The 21905-nt window shown below is 51.9% G+C and carries 18 protein-coding genes; 7 read left to right on the forward strand and 11 right to left on the reverse strand.

The window, feature by feature from the left end; genetic code table 11:
• Nucleotides 1-108 precede the first annotated feature (108 nt).
• The 8 genes from ACW73I_RS13095 to ACW73I_RS13130 form a co-directional block, all read right to left on the reverse strand.
• Nucleotides 109-987 carry an OmpA family protein gene (locus tag ACW73I_RS13095; RefSeq protein ID WP_458029831.1) on the reverse strand — a complete coding sequence of 293 codons (879 nt, stop codon included), beginning with the start codon at nt 985-987 and terminating at the stop codon, nt 109-111.
• A 326-nt stretch (nt 988-1313) separates the two neighbouring features.
• The gene (locus ACW73I_RS13100) at nt 1314-3794 is read right to left on the reverse strand and encodes a cellulose synthase subunit BcsC-related outer membrane protein (RefSeq protein WP_458029832.1); all 2481 of its coding nucleotides are present in this window, start codon (nt 3792-3794) and stop codon (nt 1314-1316) included.
• An 8-nt stretch (nt 3795-3802) separates the two neighbouring features.
• Nucleotides 3803-4819: a glycosyl hydrolase family 8 gene (locus ACW73I_RS13105; RefSeq protein WP_458029833.1), complete on the reverse strand. Its 1017-nt coding sequence runs from the start codon at nt 4817-4819 to the stop codon at nt 3803-3805.
• Nucleotides 4820-4828: 9 nt separating this feature from the next.
• A complete protein-coding gene (locus ACW73I_RS13110; RefSeq protein WP_458029834.1) occupies nt 4829-7045 on the reverse strand; it encodes a cellulose biosynthesis cyclic di-GMP-binding regulatory protein BcsB in 2217 nt (738 codons plus the stop codon).
• 2 nt (nt 7046-7047) lie between these two features.
• Nucleotides 7048-9234: a UDP-forming cellulose synthase catalytic subunit gene (gene bcsA, locus ACW73I_RS13115; protein WP_458029835.1), complete on the reverse strand. Its 2187-nt coding sequence runs from the start codon at nt 9232-9234 to the stop codon at nt 7048-7050.
• A 265-nt stretch (nt 9235-9499) separates the two neighbouring features.
• Nucleotides 9500-9904 (reverse strand): OmpA family protein, encoded by a 405-nt coding sequence (locus tag ACW73I_RS13120; protein WP_458029836.1) that lies wholly within the window; start codon nt 9902-9904, stop codon nt 9500-9502.
• 310 nt (nt 9905-10214) lie between these two features.
• Nucleotides 10215-11036 carry an MOSC domain-containing protein gene (locus ACW73I_RS13125; protein WP_458029837.1) on the reverse strand — a complete coding sequence of 274 codons (822 nt, stop codon included), beginning with the start codon at nt 11034-11036 and terminating at the stop codon, nt 10215-10217.
• Between the two features lie 16 nt (nt 11037-11052).
• The gene (locus ACW73I_RS13130) at nt 11053-11448 is read right to left on the reverse strand and encodes a PilZ domain-containing protein (RefSeq protein WP_458029838.1); all 396 of its coding nucleotides are present in this window, start codon (nt 11446-11448) and stop codon (nt 11053-11055) included.
• Nucleotides 11449-11591: 143 nt separating this feature from the next.
• Between ACW73I_RS13130 and ACW73I_RS13135 the strand changes: the two genes are divergently transcribed.
• From ACW73I_RS13135 to ACW73I_RS13150, 4 genes are read left to right on the forward strand one after another with little or no spacing between them, the layout of a single operon-like run.
• Nucleotides 11592-12755 (forward strand): ABC transporter substrate-binding protein, encoded by a 1164-nt coding sequence (locus tag ACW73I_RS13135; protein WP_458029839.1) that lies wholly within the window; start codon nt 11592-11594, stop codon nt 12753-12755.
• Nucleotides 12756-12765: 10 nt separating this feature from the next.
• Entirely contained in the window at nt 12766-13731 is a 966-nt protein-coding gene (locus tag ACW73I_RS13140) for a PQQ-dependent catabolism-associated beta-propeller protein (protein WP_458029840.1), read from the forward strand.
• Complete coding sequence (locus ACW73I_RS13145) at nt 13728-14483, forward strand: ABC transporter ATP-binding protein (RefSeq protein WP_458029841.1); 756 nt, start codon at nt 13728-13730, stop codon at nt 14481-14483. The genes ACW73I_RS13140 and ACW73I_RS13145 overlap by 4 nt, the downstream gene beginning before the upstream one ends.
• Nucleotides 14480-15286, forward strand: a complete 807-nt coding sequence (locus ACW73I_RS13150; RefSeq protein ID WP_458029842.1) for an ABC transporter permease — start codon at nt 14480-14482, stop codon at nt 15284-15286. The genes ACW73I_RS13145 and ACW73I_RS13150 overlap by 4 nt, the downstream gene beginning before the upstream one ends.
• Before the next feature lie 67 nt (nt 15287-15353).
• Here ACW73I_RS13150 and gpmI read toward each other — a convergent pair whose 3' ends face one another.
• The 3 genes from gpmI to nadB all read right to left on the reverse strand — a co-directional run bounded on the left by gpmI (nt 15354) and on the right by nadB (nt 19707).
• Entirely contained in the window at nt 15354-16997 is a 1644-nt protein-coding gene (gpmI, locus tag ACW73I_RS13155; protein WP_458029843.1) for a 2,3-bisphosphoglycerate-independent phosphoglycerate mutase, read from the reverse strand.
• A gap of 278 nt (nt 16998-17275) precedes the next feature.
• Nucleotides 17276-18016: a polyphosphate--glucose phosphotransferase gene (gene ppgK, locus ACW73I_RS13160; RefSeq protein WP_458029844.1), complete on the reverse strand. Its 741-nt coding sequence runs from the start codon at nt 18014-18016 to the stop codon at nt 17276-17278.
• A gap of 65 nt (nt 18017-18081) precedes the next feature.
• Nucleotides 18082-19707 (reverse strand): L-aspartate oxidase, encoded by a 1626-nt coding sequence (gene nadB / locus ACW73I_RS13165; protein ID WP_458029845.1) that lies wholly within the window; start codon nt 19705-19707, stop codon nt 18082-18084.
• Between the two features lie 134 nt (nt 19708-19841).
• Here nadB and rpoE point away from each other — a divergent pair, with 134 nt between their 5' ends.
• From rpoE to ACW73I_RS13180, 3 genes are all read left to right on the forward strand, one after another.
• Entirely contained in the window at nt 19842-20432 is a 591-nt protein-coding gene (rpoE, locus tag ACW73I_RS13170; RefSeq protein ID WP_458029846.1) for an RNA polymerase sigma factor RpoE, read from the forward strand.
• A gap of 9 nt (nt 20433-20441) precedes the next feature.
• Nucleotides 20442-20945, forward strand: coding sequence for a sigma-E factor negative regulatory protein (locus tag ACW73I_RS13175; RefSeq protein WP_458029847.1), 504 nt, complete (start codon nt 20442-20444; stop codon nt 20943-20945).
• Nucleotides 20946-21055: 110 nt separating this feature from the next.
• Complete coding sequence (locus ACW73I_RS13180) at nt 21056-21904, forward strand: MucB/RseB C-terminal domain-containing protein (protein ID WP_458029894.1); 849 nt, start codon at nt 21056-21058, stop codon at nt 21902-21904.
• Nucleotide 21905 lies beyond the last annotated feature (1 nt).

The raw sequence follows: 21905 nt of genomic DNA on the forward strand, positions 1-21905 counted from the left end.
GATTTAAGAAGCTAGCGGTTTTTGTATATTGCGCCGAATTTGACATTGCGATGGCAAAAATAGGAAGGCGGTTGTCCGCCTTCCCGGCCGGCCGGACCTCAAGCCCTATCAACGATAGTATGGATAAGTTTGCTGCGGGTAGCTCGGCTGTTGATAAGGCTGCTGTTGCTGTGGGTACTGCTGCTGTTGCGGATACTGCTGTGGGTATTGCTGTTGCGGGTACTGCTGCTGTTGTGGATACTGTTGTTGCGGGTATTGTTGCTGCTGTGGATACTGTTGCTGTCCCTGCGGTTGCTGATATCCGCCCTGCGGTGCCTGGTTGGCGCCGGCATTCCGGTTTGCGATGATCGCAATTTCGACACGGCGGTTGATCGCGCGGTTGGCATCGCTAGTATTCGGAACCTTTGGTTGGCTTTCTCCCATGCCTTGCCTGGATATCCGCATGGGATTAACGCCGCGCCGGCTTAAGTAATCGGCAACGCTAGTGGCGCGAGCTTCCGATAAACGTTGATTGTCGGCATCGGAACCCACATCGTCCGTGTGGCCGGTGACCATGATGGTCGAGTCCGGATAATTGTTGAGTACTTGCGCGATCGAATTGAGGGCATTTTGCGCTTCGTAACTCAAGTCGGATCGAGCAAAGGCGAAAGTGACATTGCTCGTGCTCGGCATGTTGAGCGTCAAGGTGTTTTCGGCCGTGCGTTGCACTTGGATACCGGTACCTTGCAAGGATTGCTGCATTTCTTGTTCTTGCTTGTCCATGTAGTAACCGATGCCCGCACCGACGGCCGCACCGGCTAAAGCGCCCAATCCGGCGTTTTTCCAGTCATTGCCGCCGAATAAAGTGCCGGCGCCGGCGCCTACGGCTGCGCCAATTCCGGCGCCTTTGCCCATGTTGCTCACGCTGGTTTCGCCGGTGTAAGGGTTGGTTGTGCAGCCCCCGATCATCATAAAGCCGATACCGATTGCTAATAATTTTTGATTCATCTAACAGCCCTTGTGCTAACAGTAAATATTAAAAAAGTTTCTTTTCAGTGTACCGTGAATTTTTAGCCCGGCTCGCTTAACCCGGGCTTAATTCGGAATGCGGCAGGGGCAGGGTATTCGTTCGTTGTAAGGATTTGGCCAAAAACAACTTCCCGTTTTGTCGGTGCGAACCCTGGGGCATACCGAATGAGGAACGCCGTGAACCCTTCCATGGAGGCTTGACGGCAGCGTCCTTGCTGCCGGCATTCTCACTCGGCACGTTCCCAGTGACTATTGTCATATCGGGAAGTTATTTTGGACGATATCCTAAGCGATTGAATCGGTATTCAGTAGAACTGTATGTCGTTGAACATCGCATTGGGAATATCGCTGCTGAAGGATGCTTTGCGGCCTTGGAAAAACACGCGCAGGAACAGACCGCCGGTATAGTCTTGGTAATTGGCGGTATGCCGCACTGCGGCACCCGCGCCCAGTTGAAAGTGAGGCGCCATCAGCCAGACGCCTTTCAATTCGATATCCAGCGCATTGGTGATTTGAAGGCCTTTGTCGTCCTGATAGCTTCCAAGGCCCGGATTGAGCAACGGAAACCAAGGCGAGTCGGATTGTTTCGTCAGCTGTACGCCCGCGCTGACATGTCCTTTTAATACGGCCGCCCTGCCTTCGTCGGTAAGAAATTCGAGGCTGGGACCGGCGTTTATGTAATGCTCCGGGCTGAAATAACCGCCTTGGCCCAAGGTGAAATGGCTGAGGTTTTTTTCGAAATGCTGATAGGCGATTGCCGGCCCGACGCTAAAATAGTCGAAACCCTTGATCGGAATATTGAAGCCGGGATTGACGGAAACGGCGAAAGCGGTGTTGTCGGCGACGTTTTTTCCGTTCAGCATGGCGACCTCGGCGGAACCGAAAAACCCCCACCACCGGTTGAAACGATGATAACCGGACGCCCTGATCCCTGAGCGCAATACTCGCCCCCATTCCAGGCTGTTCAGGACGTCGCCGAAGCCCAATGCGTCCAGCGTCGGGCCAATAAGGTCCCGCACCGGATATAGATACGGATCGCGAATGCCGGTATAGGACAGCATCGATTGCCGGACCGGTTCGGAATAAACGTTCAGAGACCAATGGCCGGATTCCGTTTGCTGGACGAAACCGACGTCGAATGTTATCGCCGGATCGATGACTCCGCCGGTCGGGGTATGCCCCAGCCTGACGTAAGGGCTGAACCAGCCGTCCATGCGATATAAAAAATCGGTTTCCAATCCGCCGTTCAAGCTGTCGGTCAGTGTGAACGTATTCTCAAAAAGCCGATCGCATGTAGCGATAGCATTTTGATTTGGCAAAGGAAACAGCGCGCCGACCGGTTTGGAACAGGCATCGTGACTGCCGGAATTTAGCTCGACCCGGCTTACGCTCAAGCGAAAATGGTGCACGCCGTTAACGGTCAATTCGCCGCCGCTGGTCGGCATTTTCAATATGTCGAGCCGGCCTAGGCCCGGTTCGCCGGACTTATGGCGGGCGTAGACCCCTAAATCGGCTGAGGGCGCGTCGATATTGACCAGGTTCGGAAATTGTGCCGGCGTCAGCGCATATCCGGCCAAAAACTGCTTGCGCTGATACAGATCACGGCCTTCCATTTGCCGATATGCGTCCAATAAGGGGCCGCCGGCTCGTTCGGCCTGATATTCCAAAGCGTCACGATTGATATGCTCTTGATTGCGAACATAGGCGCGCGCGAACTCGTTACCGGGCGATTGTCGATATAGAGTATCGAACAAGACGGCGGCTTTGGCGTAATCACCGGCGCGGTCGGCAATCCAGGCTTCGATTTCCAGGATTTCGGGATCGGAAGGGCCTAAGACTGCGCGCGCTTCAGTCAAGCTTTGTTCGGCCCGAGGCAGGTTCGAAGCGTTCAGATATTGCCAGGCCTTGAGTTTATAGAGGCGGCCGGCCATCTGATTCAGCCCGGCGTCGGCCGAACCGCTTGGATACAAGGCCAGCGCGGCATCGACTTTGCCCAGCTTTTCCAGGCTGAGCATTTTGCCGAGTCTGGCATCGGAATGGTCTGCCCGCCATTGTCCGGCCTTGTCGAACCCGGCGTAGGCTTGGCGGTATGCCTGGCGGTCGAAAAAACGCCAGGCGATTACGACGGCTATATCCGCGTCCTTATATTGTTCGACTGCCGTCAGCAATTCCGGCTCCGGGAGATTCTTGTCCGTCCGGTTTAGAAATGCGTTTTTCAACCACTGATAGTTCAAGCCTTGTAATTCGACTTCCGCTAGTCTGCCGGAGGCCAATGCGGTCAGATGGAAGTAAGCGGTACGATCGGGTAGTTTGGCGGCTTTTTCCAGCGTGGTTCTTATCAGTTTGGGGTTTTTGCATTGCCCGATGATATCGGCGTAACGATTGACCGCGGCTTGAATGTGGCCTCGCGCTAATTGAACTTCGGCGTTTTGCCACTGCCGGTCTATGCGGGCGCAACCGGTTTTTGCCGTTCGGTACGCGCGCGCGCTTTGCTTGCTCGCCTGGGTTTTCTTGTCCGATAGGCTTAAGGCGTTTTGTAAATCCTGCGGAACTTGCCAGGCGGGAAAGCGCGCCTTCAGATTGCCAATTTGCTGTCTGAGCGCATCGATTTTTCCGGCGTGTAGTAGGGACCAGAGTATGCGTTCGTCCGGGCCGTCGGTTGTTTGGCTTTGAATATCCGGCGGCGCTGCATGTCCGTTCGGCGTTTGTACGATCTCGGTCACTTCGCCGCGGCAGAGCGCCGGAAACGCGAGAGTCAGATAGGCAAAAAAACGCAACTTGTTCATCGGCGGCGTTAGTCGGCCCGAGCGGCTAGCCGGCTAAGCAATAGCAAAGTGGACGAGTAATAGTCCTGATCGTCGCTTAGGGCAGGCGGCGCGATCGCTTGCTCGCGTCCGGCGCGCGACAGCGCCAGGTGCTTGATCGCGACCATGCCCGGGCTGGCGCCGTAGCTGTCCAAGCAGTTTTCGTTTAGGCCGATCCATGCCGGCGTATAAGCTTGATAAAAGCCCCAATAATCGGCGAATGTCGATAGGGTTTGTGGTTCCGCGTGCGCCAACATCAAATATAACGGGATTCTAACGGCGTCGTAGCCGAAGCGCTGGTCTTTGGCGGGTTCCATATCGTCGCGCTCCGAGAGCCGTAGCCAATCCGGCGGCAATTGCCAGCGGCCGAACCGGGCTTTCTGCAGTAAAGTCATGCCGCTGTTCGTCAGTTCCCGCCAGATAGGGTCGGGGTCGGCGGTATCGAAAGCCTGCAAGGCCGGATATATCCAATAGGACAAATTGATAATGGTCGCATCCGGTTTGGCAAAGCCTTGTTCCCCTGGCAATATGACGACCAAGCCGTGCCAAGGCACTATCAACTTGGCTTTAATATCGGCCAGGATGGCTAATGCCTCGGTTTGGTAATCGGGACGTTGCCATTTCCGGCTCGCTTGTAACAATGCCCAGGCAATCAACATATCGCCGTCGCTGGCGTCATTCGGATCTTCATCCTTCAAGGCCACGTTCGGGCGTTTGCGCCAGATGAACAGTTTGTCGTTTCTAATCTGCAAATTCGCGCGGGTCCACTGCCAGATATTTTGGAAAGTGTCGCGGTCGTCGTGCGCGACCGCCAGCAACATGCCGTAGCCTTGGCCCTCCGAATGCGAGATGCCGCCGTTGCCGGTATCGATAAGCCGACCTTCCGACGCAACGAAGCGGGTTTTGTATGTTTGCCAGTCTTGATGGTCAATCCGGTTGTGCGGTTCACAGCCGGCCGCTATCAATACAAAGCCGATAAAGATCAATATTTGCCGAATCGACATCATGCGCACACGCTAATGTTTGCTGCGTTGGTATTGGTTGAGCAGCTTGTGGACGACCCAAGCGGTAACAATTAACAAAAGGAACACGATCATCAACCATTGCCACGGATGATTGGAAAAATGCATGACCATGGTCAGTCGTAAATTGTCCTCGCCCAGAGTAATGGTTTCTCCGTGCCGTTGCCAGTGAAAACGTTGCTGGTCTTGCCACACAAACACGTTGCCTTGCACTTGGCTCCATAGCGAAGGCGAGGTCAACTGGCTGACCCCGCGACTCAAATGATTGGCATCGTCGCTCAATAAAGCCAGCACTACGCCATTTCCGGTCGGATTGGGATAGGACATCAACAAAAATTCGTCGCCTATCCCGGCTGTTTGGGCTAGCGCGATATCGGCTTCGTCGATCTCGACGGTCCGCGTTGTCGATGGATTGTCGAATATCGCATCCCTCAGCCTTTGCCAAACAGCGGGTTCCGAGACGCTTTGGCGCTGTTTGAACGCATAAGGAAATTGGTTGATCTTGCCCAACTTAACCGGGGCGTAGTCGAGGATTTCCCGCATTCGCTCGGCGCCGCCGGTTTTGCCGATTATAGCCAGATTATCGGTGGCGGGAACGTCCCCTTGGGTGATGTTGATATCGAACAAGGGAATGCGCTGCTGATCGGCGATCGTAGCGATTAATTGCCAGGCGGCGGCTATGCTGTCGGATGAAGTGTCGAGGAGTTTGAATACGGTTCCTTTGGCCGAAGCGTTTTGGGCCAACGGAAAGCCGGTACTGGTGAATAGTTTGAGATCCGGTAACTCTGCGACCCTCCCCGCGTCCGGAAAGCTGATGGTCGAATCCTCATATAGGGTGGCGACCAAGTTCTTGCGCTGAATGTAAGTGCACTCGCCAGATTCCAATGGTGTCAGTTCAGCGTTGAATGTCAGCGTATTCAAACCGGCCCGAAAGCTTCTTAAGGGTATGCCTATCCGGTAATTCCGATAATGAGCGCCGTCCGGTTCCTTCAGAATTATCGCATGGACGAAGGTATCGTTCAGCTCGATATTGATGACCGAGTCGCCGCGCATTGCCGCGCCATAGGCGAGATTAAGGTTCAGCGTCACCATGCTGTCTTCGGTGCTGTAAAAGTTGGCGGGGAGATTCAGTTCCAGCGCGGCCTCGCGAGACTTTGCCAGGGTGTTGCGGTAATCCAGTTGCGCGAAACGGTAGCTTTGTCCCGGGACGATGCTGCGTGGGGCCAGCAATGTGGGGTCGGTGGGGATCGAGGGTGTATTCAATACCGTTTGCTGCCGATCGGGAAAAGGCGCGTTCAATAAGGCCAAGGCTTGCGCCGCCACGCTGACTTGTTCTTCGTTATTGCCGGACACGACCAAGATGAAACGAGTTTCGTCGTGATCTTGCCTGAAAATGCCGAGATAGGGGCCTTCGATGGCATCGGCGACCATTAGAGGCACTAGGTCAGCGATTTGGGATTTGGTGCCGACGAGGACGGCATCGTTTTTTAACGCCGACTCGGGTATCGCAAAGTGTTCGGCATTGTCGCCGCTTGGGGTTACACTCGTTTCGTCGAGTTGCAGCGGCACGTATTTCAAACGCAATTTTACCGCTTGGCTGATGATGGCGCCCCAATACAAGTAGCGATCGGATACGAGTGCGTCTCCGCGAAGGATAGTCAGCGGATATCGACCCAGCCTATCGTTAATCAACGCATCGATCGAAGACAGCTTTTCGGTGATTGCCGCGGGTTCGAAATCTAATGTGAAAGTCGATTTTACCGCATCGATTTGGGTCCACAATTCGGGTGCGCTCCAATCTTCGCATTCCGAATCGGTGTAATGCTGGGCCGCTTTGAAAGAAATCTTGTTATAACCGCGTTTCAAATATTCCGGATCGATTTGGATCTTGGCCAAGGTGTTGTTGTTGATCGGGTCGAGGCGGATTTGGCCGACGATGTAATCGTTAACATAAATCGCGAGTTGAGAGCGCTTACCATTCAACACATTGGAATTGCTCAGTGCCAAGTTCAACGTCGCCGAATTCGGCTTTACCCTATCCGAGACGGGAATGCTGATGCTGTATTCTCCGTCGGCGTGGCGCAACATGATCGCTTCGTCGTTCGACATGTATTGATCGATGGAGTGGGTCGTTGTTTCGGCCGCCGCCGTTAGCACGACCGTGAGCAGTAAAGCAAAAGAAACGACTAAAACAAAGGCGCTATTGTGCATGGTCAGTTAATGAGTTTGGATGGTTGAAAGGCGAATCGAATATGGTTGAAACCATGCGACAGGCCGATAGTGATCATGAATTTGATGGTTTTAAGTAGTCCAGGATCCTTGCCGATCCCGGCTTGGATTTCGAGCCAGCGCTGGCTATCGCCGTATATGAACTTGACTAGCGAACGGTACTCCTCTATGTCGGAGTAGACGAATTCGATGCCATAAATATGGCTCTGATCGGTCTGAAAATGGTTGGCTATTTTGATTTTATATCGTGCGGCTTGATCGGCGGTGGTAAGCAAATAATATGCTTTATCGGCGTCGATCGTCGGCAGCAAGGTATCGGCGACCAGTCTGCTTCCGCTGATCGATAAGTCGCTGATCGTGACCGGCGTTTTGGAATCCGTGCCATCGCTGCCGGTGACGAGCAAATATGCGGGAATCGAAACAGGAAATCTCGGATTCGATCGCCGCTGCCTTTGTTCATACAGCGCGCCCAGGACCGACAGCAGCAATAACAAGTTAAACAATGCCCAGAACAGGGTGATGGAAACCAGCGGTTGCTGCTCGGGGAATTCGACGAAACGCCAGATCCCGAACACCACCTGCAGCAGGGTCAGCATCATCGTCCAGTAAAAAGGCGCGGCAAGCGGAGAAATGAAGTCGCGCTCCAGCCGTTCCATTTTCGGGGTGACTGAAAATTCAGGATGCGAGGGGTTTTTCAATACCGCCCATATCGCTCTGATCGAGAATAGAGACTGCAATATTTCATAGATTTCAGACAGAAACACCCAACGTACCTTACTGAACAAATAATGGTTGGTCAGGATCAAGGCCAACAGATAAGGCACGGTGTAACTGAAAAATTCCAGCGTGTTGGCGTTATATATTTTCAAGTCGAAGAACAAATAGAGTCCCGGCGACAGCAAGAAAACCAGACGGGCAAAGGGAAAAAACCAGAACAGCATGTTGGACAAGTAGCTGATTTTTTGCCAAATCTTTAAATTCGGCAGCAGCAAAGGATTATGAAAAATAAAATTTTGCACCATTCCCTGAGCCCAGCGGACCCGCTGTATCATGAAACTGCTGAAGGTTTCCGGTTGTAAACCGGAAATCAAAGGATGCATCACATAGTGCGACTTCCAACCCTTGTTATGTAAAAGGAGTGCCGTTTCGGAATCTTCGGTAATGGTGTCGCCTCTAAAGCCGCCTGTTTGGTCGATAGCCTTCCGCCTCAACACCGCGGCGGAACCGCAGAAAAACGAAGATTGCCAGAAATCGAGCCCTAGTTGAATCGCGCCGTAAAACATTAAATTTTCCGATGGAATGCGATGAAACAGCTGCAGATTTTTTTCAACGGGGTCTGGGTTGATGAAAAAATGCGGGGTTTGCACCAAAAACACCTTTTCGTCGCTGATGAAAGCGCCCACTGTTTTTTGCAGTATGTCGGTGGCGGGTGCATGGTCGGCGTCCAACACTAAAATCAGCGGGTTGTGTACGTGTTGCAAGGCCGCATTGATATTGCCGGCCTTGGCATGCGCATTGTCCGGGCGATTCAGATAACGTACGCCCAGCTCCGCGCAAACGGCCTTGAACTCGGTTTGGCGTCGCTTCGCCGCGTCGCGAATCAGCGCATCGGCAGAATTGAGCTTTTGTTCGGTGGCGCCGTCGTCGAGCAGACAAATTTTGAGTTTGGTTTTCGGGTAATCGATATTGGTCGCGGCGGCCAACGTAATCTTAACCAAGTCGACTGGCTCGTTGTAGCTGGGGACAAGCACATCGACACTGGGCCAAAGGGTAACGTCGCTCGGCAAGGGAATAAATTCCCGCTTTAAAGGCCGAACGTTAACGAAGGCGGTCAGGAAAAACATCAAGCCGCCGTAGAGTTCCGCCACGTACAGAGTCATACTGCCCAGAAAGCTGAAGAAGTCCTGATAACTAAGCGTATAAACGGTTCGCCATAAAAAGTAACGGAGCACGATAAAACCGCTCAATACCAAAAACAAAACCCGCCAGAATCCAGGGTCCTGGCAGCGTCTGATGCTTAACAGTGACAAAAATAAGAAAGCCGAAATGTAAAACTGCGTATCCGAATCCACGCGAAGACCGGCCAGAAACCAGACACATCCGATTAACACGAATAAGACGAACAGATACAATGTCGTCGGACGGACGACGTTTTTACACGTGTTTCTCATCGGGATGGCGCGGGTTGATTTGCGATGGTTGTATGGTTTCCTAGCAGCGAATTAATCTTGAAGAATTCGAATTACGCCGGAGCGCATTCTTGGGGACGAAGTTTCTTTTTTTATACGGAAAGTTTTCACGGGAGCGCGAAGATGGGGGTTGCGGGTAACTGAATCTTTGGAAAAGTCGATCGCCCTGGGCTCATGCCGATAGGCAGCCATTCGGGCGGCTCAAAATTTAAGCCCCGCGCCGTGCCCGGGACTTTTCAATATAGGTTTAGTGTATTAGAACGAGCTCTACACGCCGATTTTGCGCTCGACCTTCGGCGGTGTCGTTTGTCGCGGCGGGGATCAAGGGACCGACACCTACCGCAGCCAGCCGGTTAGCCGATATGCCTTCCCGGGTCAGCGCATTTACCATCGCTTTAGCGCGTCGTTCGGAGAGTTGGATATTGTATTTGTAATCGCCCGTGCTATCGGTGTGCCCCACCACTGCAACCTTAATCTCCGGATTTCGATTCATCATATCGGCGATGCGTCCGACCAGACCCGAAGCATTCGGCGCGATCGCGGCACTATCGGTGTCGAAAAGAATGCCGCCGCTGATCGCGACTCGGCCGTCTTTTTTTAGTGCTTCGGCGATGTCATCCGGAGAGGCCAGAGCGATATCAAACTTCGACATTTCGCCAATTTTACCGGGAGTAGCACATCCTGATAGGGCGAGCATGCCGAATAACACGAATATAACGGAACAATATTTGCGCCACTTACTGTGTAAAAACAACATTTTATCCCCCGCTGCCGCTTGATATGGATTTTTTGTGAACTATAACACATTGCAACTAAAAGGAAATACTTTCGTTTTAATATCACATAATGGCATTAACTTGCCGTCAGGTCGCTACTGTTGTTTCAATGCCTCACTATGGACTTTGCTCATCGGGGAGCCGGATCAGGGATCAAGGGTATTGCGGTTCTATCGAACGATGAACTCAGGCAATGGGCGGTTGCCTGGGGCCGAATTCCAAGATTTCCACCGCATCGCCTACTGCCAATTCACCGCCATGGCCGTGCAACGCATTTTGGCCGAAATAGATTTGATTTTCCCATCTGCGCAGCCGGTTTAACGTAGCAAGCGGTTCTTTGGCGCTGATTGCAGTTTCCGGGTCAATACCGGGGATCGCGCAACGGGAGCAGGGTTTAGGCAGTCTGAATTCGATGTTTTTTATCAGGATGCGCCGCCAACTGTCTTCCGCATAGGCTTCGCAGTCATCGACGACGAGATTCGGACGGAAACGGTCAATACCGACCGGATGGGGCAGGGCCTGATTGAGAGCGGCTAAAGAACTTTGCGAAACGATCAAAAACGGGAAACCGTCCGAAAATGCCGTTTGATCGGACGGTTTGGCGTAACGTTGATCGACTTGGCGTTGTGTTTCGTCCGGGTGAAAAACCAGCTTACATTCGGTTTGTAAAAACGTGCTGAACCAGATATCCGCCTGTTCGGAAATCGTTTTCGCTAAACAGTGATCGCGCCAGATTTCGACTTCGATATCGGCATTGCCGACGGGTTTGATATCTAAATTCAAGTCAGGCATGCCGGGTGCGGCGACAATCAATTGATCCTGCTCTATACGGGTTTTGATTAATGCCATTTTCGGTAGGCGGCGTTGGCTCAAAAATCGATGCTCCTTATCGATCAGCATCCATTTGCGGTCATACACGAGGCCGTTTTTATTAACCGGCCAACGCTGAACTTGAATTCCGGACACGGATTTGATCGGATAGAGATAGATTTGGCTAAGTGCGGGCATAAAGGTGCTTAATGAATCAGCCGAACTCCAAGTCGGTTTGAGTCTGTAATAAGTGTTCGGCCAGTTCGTGTTGATATTGGTCGAACCTTAAACCATAACGGGGGGCCACGCGGGTATGAACCACAGTGGCATTAATGGAAAAGCGTGTGTTGTCTTTAAACTCCAGCAAGAACGTGACGCGGCTTTTTATTTTCAATTTCTTGCTGCTGTGTATCGCGGCGCCTTTACTACTGATATCGATAAGATTAACCTGAAATAGCTTTGGAAATATGAAATGACGCGTTTTTACCATCGCGTTGATATCGTTACGGCGATAGCGTACCGAGATCCGTTTGTTCAGAAACAGATTATCAAGATCTATATCGAGATCCAGTTCGTCAAGATCGTCTGTTGAGTCATTTTCGTCAGTCATCTGGATTGAACCGAATCTAATAGAGCGCTAAGTATTAACGGATAGTCCTCAAAATTCAATAGCGGGTATTCCTATTATTCGAGGTCCCTGTTACAAGATTTATCCGTTAAAATTACCGAGTTCAAGAATTTTGTCCAAAAAAAATGATTAAAAAAATTCAATACTTGTTGCTGCCGCTCCTGGCCGGTTTAACGATACAGGCCGGTGCCGCCGGGAATCAGCTGGTCAAAATTGCCTATTTATCCCAAGAACGGGCGGTACCGGCGGCTTTATCCAATTTGGACGAACTCATCCAAAACAAAGGCCAACTTGGTGCCGAACTGGCTATAAGCGACAACAATACGACCGGCCGGTTTACCGGTCAGCAGTACGAATTAAAAAAGATTGTCGTGCCGATCGACGGCGACCTGGTCCAAGCGTTTAATGATTTAGGAGACGATATCGGGCTAGTAGTGCTGAACGTGCGTGCGGACCAAGTCACTCAGTTGGCCGACTTAACCTCGGCGCAAAATAAATTATTATTTGATGCATCCACCAGCGATGACGCATTGCGTGGCGGGCAATGCCGGCATCAAGTCTTGCATCTGTTGCCCAGCCGTGCCATGCGAGCCGATGCGCTGGCGCAATACATGCTGAAAAAGCGCTGGCGTGAATGGTTTTTGGTGGTAGGTCCGGCTACGGAGGACAGGCTTTACGCGGCGGCGATCAAACGTGCGGCCAAACGTTACAATATGAAATTGGTCGCGGAAAAGGTTTGGGACCAAACCTACGACGCCAGACGCACCGCGCAATCGGAAGTGCCGGTTTTTACGCAAGGCGAGGATTACGATGTGTTAGTCGTGGCGGACGAGCAAGGGTTGTTCGGGGAATATTTGGCTTATCGGACTTGGCTGCCCCGCCCGGTGATCGGTACCCAAGGCCTGATCGCGACGGCTTGGCATCGCACCCACGAACAATGGGGTGCCGTGCAATTGCAAAATCGCTTCAAAGAGCAGGCGGGCCGCTGGATGGAAGAGGAAGACTATGCGGCTTATCTCGCCGTGCGAGCCATAGGCGAAGCCAGTGTACGAACGAAATCCAACCAGGTGCAGGCCATCAAAGAATACATGCTGTCGGATGCGTTCACCTTACAAGCCTATAAAGGCAAACCTTTGTCGTTTCGCAGTTGGAACGGGCAATTGCGTCAGCCGGTATTGTTAGCCGCGGCGCGTTCCATGGTGGCGGTGGCGCCGATCGAAGGTTTTTTACATCCGACCTCCGAACTCGATACCCTGGGTTACGATCAACCCGAATCTCTATGTAAATGAAGGAATAGTCATGCAGATATTTAAAATTAGCGCGATGGCGGCTGCAATAGTTTGCGCCGGCTTCGCTCGGGCCGAAACCGTATTCGTCACCTTAGAGAAAGACAATGCGGTCGCTGTGGTCGATCCGATCGAAGGCAAATTAGTCAAAACCGCAGCAGTCGGCCAACGGCCGCGCGGCATCGCCGTCAGCCAGGACGGCAAACTGCTTTACGTCGCGACTAGCGACGATGACACCATAAAAATCATCGATAGCGCGTCTTTGTCGGAAGTGGGGAGACTGCCGTCCGGCGAAGATCCCGAAACTTTCGCGATCAGCCCGGACGGTAGGCTGATGTACGTGTCCAACGAAGACGATAATGAAGTCACCGTGATCGACATCGCGGCGAAGAAAGCCATAAATACCGTCAAGGTGGGCGTGGAACCGGAAGGTATCGCGGTGAGCCCGGACAACAAGTGGGCGGTCAGCGCGTCGGAAACCACCAACATGCTGCATTGGATCGATACCAAAACCGGCAAGATCGTTAAAAATACCTTGGTGGACCCGCGGCCGCGAGCCGCCGGCTTTACTGCCGACAGCCGGCAACTTTGGGCGACTTCGGAAATGGCCGGTACGGTCGTCGTACTGGATACGGCCAGCCAGGAGATAGTACAGACCATCAAATTGCAGGTTCAGGGCCTGAACGAGGAAATGATTCAACCGGTCGGCGTCGTCATCGATAAAGATAGACGCTATGCCTATGTGGCGATGGGGCCGGCCAATCGGGTAGCGGTGATCAATGCCCAAAACTATGAGGTCGAAAAATATTTATTGGTCGGCCAACGGGTATGGAACCTGGCTTTCTCGCCGGATCAAAAGCGTTTGTACACGACCAACGGCATCAGCAACGATGTTTCGATCATCGATTTGGACGAGCAGAAAGTGACCAAGTCGATCGCGGTCGGGCGTTATCCTTGGGGAGTAGCGGTTAAACCATGATGGAGCACGCTCTCGACATTAAGGATTTGAGTTTTGCCTACGGCCGTAAAAAAGCGCTGGATAATGTCAGCTTCACCGTGGAGCCCGGCGAATGCATGATTTTGCTGGGGCCGAACGGTGCCGGAAAGAGTACGCTATTTTCGTTGATCACGCGTTTGTACGACAGCAGGCAGGGGCGCATCGCTTTGTGCGGTTTCGATGTCAAGAAACAAAGCCGGAAAGCCTTGGCCAAGCTGGGTGTGGTGTTTCAGCAGCCGACGCTGGATTTGGATTTGTCGGTCGCGCAGAATCTGCGCTACCACGCCGCTCTGCACGGCATAGGCAGGAAAATTGCCAATCAACGCATACAAGAAGAATTGGAGCGCTTGAATATGTATGAGCGCCGCGGCGAAAAAGTCCGCCAACTGAATGGCGGACATAGACGCCGGGTCGAAATCGCTCGCGCCCTGTTGCACAAGCCCAGCCTGTTGTTGCTGGACGAGCCCACCGTCGGTTTGGATATGCCCAGCCGTCAGGCCATCGTCACGCATGTGCATGCCTTGGTCAAGGAACAGCGTTTGGCGGTATTGTGGGCCACGCATCTGATCGACGAAGTTGCCGCCGACGACAGTCTGGTGGTCCTGCACAAAGGTCAAATCAAGGCCAACGGCAAGCTGGAGGATGTTCTACAAAGCAACAATGCCAAGGACGCCGCCGAAGTGTTCAATAAACTCACCCAAGACCCTCAAGGGCAAAAAGGTTCAAATCCATGAGATTGTTACATTATTGGCGGGCGATGATGGGTATCGTCGGCCGCGAATTGTTGCGTTTTTTGCATCAGCGCGAACGTTTTATATCCGCTTTGGTGCGGCCTTTGGTCTGGCTGTTCGTGTTTGCTGCCGGCTTCCGCGCCGCCTTGGGTATTGCGATTAGCCCACCGTATGAAACCTATATACTTTACGAGGTCTACATCACGCCCGGCCTTATTGGGATGATACAGCTGTTCAACGGCATGCAAAGTTCGCTGTCCATGGTCTATGACCGGGAAATGGGCAGCATGCGCATGTTGATGGTTTGTCCGCTTCCACGCTGGTTTTTGTTGTGCAGCAAGTTGATTGCCGGTACCGCCGTCGGCGTGTTGCAGTCGTACGCGTTTTTGGGGATAGCCTGGTTGTACGATATTCAGGCACCGCCATACGGATATCTTTGGATCATGCCGGCTTTGGTGCTGGTGGGTATGATGCTCGGAGCCTTGGGTTTGCTGTTGTCGTCGCTGATACGGCAACTGGAAAACTTCGCCGGCGTGATGAATTTCGTGATCTTCCCGCTATTCTTCATGTCCACGGCATTGTATCCCTTATGGAAGATCAAGGAGTCCAGCGAAATCTTGTACCTGTTGGCGCAATACAACCCGTTTTCGCAAGCCGTCGAGTTGATTCGTTTCGCGCTATACGAGCAATTCAATCAAGAAGCGTTGATATTTACCGTCGCATCGTTTTTGGTATTCATGAGCGCGGCGATATTGGGTTATAACCCGTCCAGGGGGATGATGGTAAGAAAGGGCGGTGGACCCTAGGCTATGCGTTTAGATGATCGTCGCTGCCGCAACGTGTGACATGCGGCAGCGAGAACGTGCGGCCTTTTTAGTTTGCTTCGATTAGGCTGGGGTCGTAATCCTTAGGCGCCTCAAACCCGAGTAGATTGAGTACCGTTGCGGCGATATTGGACAGTCCCGCTGTTTCCGGATCCCGGCGTAATCGATAAGCGGGCTCCGCTTCGCCGGAAATCAACACGAATGGAACCGGGTTCAGCGTGTGCGAAGTCTTGGCTTTGGTGCGGCCTTCGGCATCGCGTTTGACTTCCCCTTTTTTATCCAATTCGTACATTTCGTCGGCGTTGCCATGGTCGGCCGTGATGATTGCAACGCCCTTTGCCGCCAAAATGACCGGGATCAAACGCCCTAATTGTAGATCCAGGCCTTGCATCGCGGTGACGGCGGCTTCGAAATTGCCGGTATGGCCTACCATGTCGCCGTTGGCATAGTTGACCCTCAGATAGCGGTATTTGCCGCTACGAATCGCGTCAATCAAAGCATCGGTGATTTCGGCGCATTTCATCCACGGGCGTTGTTCGAACGGTACGACGTCGCTCGGAATTTCGACGTAGGTTTCCTGGCCTTCGTCGAATTTGCCGGTGCGGTTGCCGTTCCAAAAATAGGTGACGTGGCCGTACTTTTGGGTTTCGCTGATGGCGTATTGCGGAACGCCGTTCTTGGCCAGGTATTCGCCCATGGTTCTGTCGATGGCCGGCGGTTCAACCAGAAAGCGCGGCGGCAGCTTGGTGTCGCCGTCGTATTGCATCATGCCTGCATAGGTTACTTTCGGTAGCGGGCCGCGCGCGAAGGCGGTGAAGTTTTCCTCGGTGAAGGCGCGGGATATTTCGATCGCGCGGTCGCCGCGGAAATTGAAGAACACCACCGCGTCGCCGTCGACTATCGGCCCCAAAGGCCGGCCGTCTTCGGCAACCACGAAGCCGGGTAAATCCTGGTCGATCACGTTCAGCTCGTTGCGATAGGTTTCGATAGCCTCGTGGGCGTTGGCAAACTGACGGCCTTCGCCGCGCACATGGATATCCCAACCGCGTTGCACCATGGCCCAATGCGCTTCGTAACGGTCCATCGTAATGGTCATGCGGCCGCCGCCGGATGCAATCGCTACGTCGAATTCGGCACCGCGCAATTCGGTCAAATAGGCTTCGAACGGATCGACGTAATCCAGCGCCGAAGTTTCGCCGACGTCGCGTCCGTCCAGCAAGATATGAATTCTGACCTTGCCGACGCCTTCTTGCTTGGCTCGTTCCAGCATCGCCTTCAGATGGTCGATGTGGGAGTGGACGTTGCCGTCGGAAAATAGGCCGATAAAATGTAAGGTGCCGCCTTGTTTGGCGCTTGCCACGATTTCTTGCCAGGCATGGCCTTCCCACAGGTGGCCGCTGCTAATGGATTCCGCGACCAGTTTGGCGCCCTGGGCGAATACGCGTCCCGCGCCTATGGCGTTGTGGCCGACTTCGCTATTGCCCATGTCGTCGTCGCTGGGCATGCCGACCGCTTTGCCGTGCGCACGCAACGTGGTCATAGGAAAATTGGCCATCAGTTTATCCAGAATCGGGGTGCGTGCGGTTTTGACGGCATCGCCGTCCTCGCGTGGAGAAATACCCACGCCGTCAAGCACGATAGTGACGACAGGACCTGGGCAAGCCGAAAAACGGGAAGATTTTTCTAATTTCATGTTGTTTTCGAATAGGTGGAAAATCGGAAGCAGGGAAAAGGTGCCGCAACGGCGGCGATAACCGCTATTTTAACAGTTTAGGCTAGGGAGCAGGAAAATAAGCTGGTGGGCGGTTTGGAAAGCCTATAGACATTGTTACGATTGAATCGGGGTTAAATCCGTTAAATATTCCGCGAAATATTGATCATTTGGCGGGGGAAGGATAAAGCTCGGCGTCGGTAGAGCCGGTCCGAGTCGGATCGCACTGCGCACCGGTTCAAAGGGAATGCGAAAGTTCGCTAGGCTTTGGATTTTGCATACATGGCGGCACCCACAATACCGGCCTGATTTAAGAACGTCGCCGGTGTCACCGGGGCTTCCACGGTAAGCTGGTCTTTGAATTTTTCAAATTTTTTGCTCGCGCCGCCGCCGAGGATGATCAAATCGGGCCAGAATAATTTTTCCATACTGCTGAGATAGTAACTGAAACGCTTGCCCCAACGTTTCCAGTTTAAATCTTCGGCTTTACGAACGGCGTCGGAGGCGTAAAGCTCCGCTTCCTTGCCGTTTTCCAGATAGATATGACCTAACTCCGTATTCGGAATCAATTTGCCGTCGGTGAAAAGCGCGGTACCCAAGCCGGTTCCTATCGTCACCATAAGTACCACGCCGGTTTGATTTTTGCCTGCGCCGAATTCGATTTCCGCCATGCCTGCCGCATCTGCGTCATTCAAATTGAAGCAAGGGCATCTGCTTGTATCTGAAAATAGCTGGTTTATGTCGGTGCCGATGAATGAAGGTGCGATATTGGACGCCGTTCGAACGATACCGTGTTGAATCGCCGCCGGAAATCCGCAACCGATCTGGCCGGTCCAGTTAAAATGATGCGTTAATCGCGACAAGACCGACGCAACAGCTTCCGGGGTGGCTGGTTGAGGTGTCTCGATGCGGTGACGTTCGCTGACTAATTCGCCGCTTGAAGTATCGACTATGGCACCCTTGATGCCCGAGCCACCGATATCTACGCCAAGAATCTGCATTGATCGTCCGGAACTGAACTGAATTAAATGACTGCATTGTAGCCAGCTTGGCGATTTTTGCCCGATTATTTTTTAACGGCTTTTTCCGGAATCAATATTGTGTTTTGCGGCGCCCGGCTGTCGTCCAAATTGGGATAATCCTTGGTATAGTGCAGACCTCGGCTCTCTTTGCGTCGCTGGGCGCAGCGGATGATCAGTTCCGCAACGATGACCAAGTTGCGCAACTCCAATAAGTCGCTGGTTACACGAAATCGACCATAGTATTCACTGATTTCATCTTTCAATAAGATCAAGCGGTTCATGGCGCGTTCGAGGCGTTTATTGGTTCTGACGATACCGACATAGTCCCACATGAAGCGGCGCAATTCATCCCAGTTGTGCGATATGACCACTTCTTCGTCCGAGTCGCTGACTTGTGATTCATCCCAAGCCGGTAACGCCGGAGGCTTGGGGATGCTGTCGAACCGATGCCGAATATCCAGATTGGCTTGCTCGGCGAAAACCAGACATTCAAGCAAGGAGTTGCTGGCCATGCGGTTGGCGCCGTGCAATCCGGTGCAGGCTGCTTCGCCTATGGCATACAGGCCGGGAATGTCGGTTCTGGCGTTTTTGTCGGTCATGACGCCGCCGCAAGTGTAATGCGCGGCCGGAACGACCGGGATGGGTTGTCGACTGATGTCGATATCCAGATCCAGACATTGCATGTAGATAGTCGGGAAGTGTTTTTGAATGAACTCTCTCGACTTATGGCTTATGTCCAAATAGACGCAGTCGACGCCGTGTTTTTTTATTTCGCTATCGATGGCACGAGCAACGATATCCCGAGGCGCCAATTCCATTCGTTCGTCGTAGTGCCGCATGAAACGTTCGCCATTAGGTAAAATCAGCTTGCCGCCTTCGCCGCGCACCGCTTCGCTGATTAAAAATGATCGAGCGGCAGGGTGGTACAAACAAGTTGGGTGGAATTGCATAAATTCCATATTGGCGACCCGGCAGCCCGCACGCCAGGCTAAGGCAATACCGTCGCCGCTGGAAATATGCGGGTTAGTCGAATATAAATAGACCTTGTTGGCGCCGCCAGTGGCCAGTACCACGACTTTTGCCGCAAGCGTTTTAATTTCGCCTGCGTTGATGTCGAGCACATAGGCGCCGCATACGCGTTGCGGAGATAGCCCTAGCTTTTCCGTCGTGATCAATTCCACCATATTGTGGTATTCCAACAGGCTGATATTCGGATGCGATTGGGCGCGTTCGATTAGCGACATCGACACGGCTTTGCCGGTCGCGTCGTCGGTGTGTACTATCCGCCTGTGGGAATGGCCGCCTTCACGATTTAAGTGTAGTTGTTTAGTGCCATTGTCGCCGGCAACTTCGGTAAAATGGACGCCTTGGATACGCAACCATTCGATACTGTCTCTTCCCTTAGAAACGGTTAAACGTACGATTTCAGGGTCGCACAGTCCGGCGCCCGCTATTAAGGTATCCTGGATGTGGGATTCGATCGAATCGTGCTGATCGTCGTAAACAGCGGAAATTCCACCTTGGGCGTAATAGGTGCTGCATTCGGTCAAAGCGAATTTAGAGAGGACTGCAACGCGATAGATGTCGGACAAATGCAGGGCCAAACTGAGGCCTGCACCGCCGCTACCGGCGATCAGAATGTCATATTGGAGATTGGGTTGCCTAGTCAAGGTTGTATGGTGGAATGAAGGTTTTGTTACAGTGTCTTGAAAATCATAACGCTTTTTTATTCGGTGGTAATTTTTTTTGTGTTGCTAGAACTAATGCGGTTTAATTCTGTCCATCCCAGCATAGAAGTAACTCAGTGAAAGAAATAACAAGGCACTCAGAAGATTTAGATCAAGATTTGGTCATGCGCGTGCAACTTGGTGACAAGTCGGCGTTTGATCTGTTGGTCATAAAGTATCAGCATAAAATTGTGCATCTGGTGAACCGTTACGTGAAAGACCCCAGTGAAGCCCAAGATGTGGCGCAAGACACTTTTATCAAGGCTTATAAAGCCTTAGGCGATTTTCGAGGCGACAGTGCTTTTTACACTTGGTTATATCGAATAGCGATCAATACCGCAAAGAATTATTTGTTGTCGCGTTCAAGACGGCATTCGGATCGGGAGGTTGATATGCAAGATGCCGAACAAGTCGAGAATGCGCCACAGTTGAAAGATATTGAAACGCCGGAGCATCAACTGATGAATGATCAAATTATCCATGTGATCAAATCGGCTATAGAAAGATTACCCGAGGAAATGCGGATTGCAATTACGTTAAGGGAATTCGAAGGCATGAGTTATGAAGAGATTGCCGAGGCAATGGATTGTCCGATCGGAACCGTCCGCTCTCGTATTTTCAGAGCCCGCGAGGCTATCGATGAAAAATTAAACCCACTGCTTGGTTAAAGGTACGTCATGCAAGAACAACACAAAGAAAAACTCTCTTTACTGCTCGATGATCAACTCGACAGAGCCCAGGCTTTCTCGTTACTGAAGGCAGTACGGCAAGATACGGAATTGCAAGCGAAGTTACAGCGTTATTCGCTGATTAGTCACGCATTAAAAAGCGAACAGTGCTCGGTTGCTAGTCTGGATTTCGTTGAAAAAATTCATCAACAATTAGACAAAGAGCCGATTTATTTTTTGCCACGGAAAAAACAGGCAGGCGATTTGAAAAAAGCGGGATTGGCAGTCGCAGCGTCGGTATTATTGGCAGTCGTTTGGCTATCGGCCAGCCAATTTCAAAAATTTCCCGGCTCCTACCACAACGCGAATACTGTCGCTCAAGGTTCGGTAGAGGCCGAACAAATGAATGCCCGGTTCAAAGAATATTTACAGGCGCATGATAACGTTTGGTACGTCAGCAACAATGTTGGTGTCCAATCTTATGCGCATGTTGCTAGTTATCAACATAAATAATCTTCTTAATGCGATTTTTATATTTTTTTTTAGTCTTTACATCCAGTGTATTTGCCGACGAGCAGCAATTTTTAACCGGACAACAATGGCTTGAGAAAGTCCGCGATGCCATGAGGGCTCAAAATTATCATGGTACCGTAGTATTCATGAAAAACGGACAGATTGATACCATGAAATACCGGCATGCGGTTGACGGCGGAGTCGAGACGGAACGTTTAACGTCATTAAACTCTCCGTTGCGCGAATTGGTACGAAAGTCTAACGAAGTTAAATGCTTATATAAGGAAACGCAAAAAAAGGTTGAAAGTCGGCATCCGATTGATCGATCCTTTATACTGAACTTGCCGAAAGCACCGGAACGAGTTGATGATCAATATTTGCTGGTGGTTGCGGGGCAGGAAATGGTTGCGATGCGGCCGACACAAATTATTGCAGTCTTACCTAAAGATGATCTACGTTATGCCAGAAAGATTTGGGTCGATGTCGAGTCGTTGCTTCCATTGAAAGTGGAAGTATACGGCGCGGAAGGTAATGTGCTAGAGCAAGTTTTGTTTACCGAATTTGACATTGATTCGATTGATTCCAACCCGCAGGTGAAAACTTCATCTGCGCAAACCGATCAAGCAAGTCAACAATATTTTTCACGAGTCGACGCGTTTGACGACACTCCTTTTCTGTTGCACCAAATGCCGGCGGGGTTTGAGAAAGTATTTTTTATACGCAATACGATGCAGCAATCGAAAAGAAGTGTCGATCATTTGCTTATCAGTGACGGATTTTCCAATATTTCAATTTATTTTGAAGAAAAGGCCGAGCAAGACGTTGAAGGTATCCGTACGCTGGGGCCGGTCAACTCGTTTAGTCGTGTCATAGGTGATTGGCAAGTGACTGTTTTAGGCGAAGTCCCCCTGCAGACCGTCGAGCTCGTCGCTAACGGTGTTTCTTTACGCAGTAATTAAT

The organism is Methylomonas sp. MgM2 (assembly GCF_054172045.1).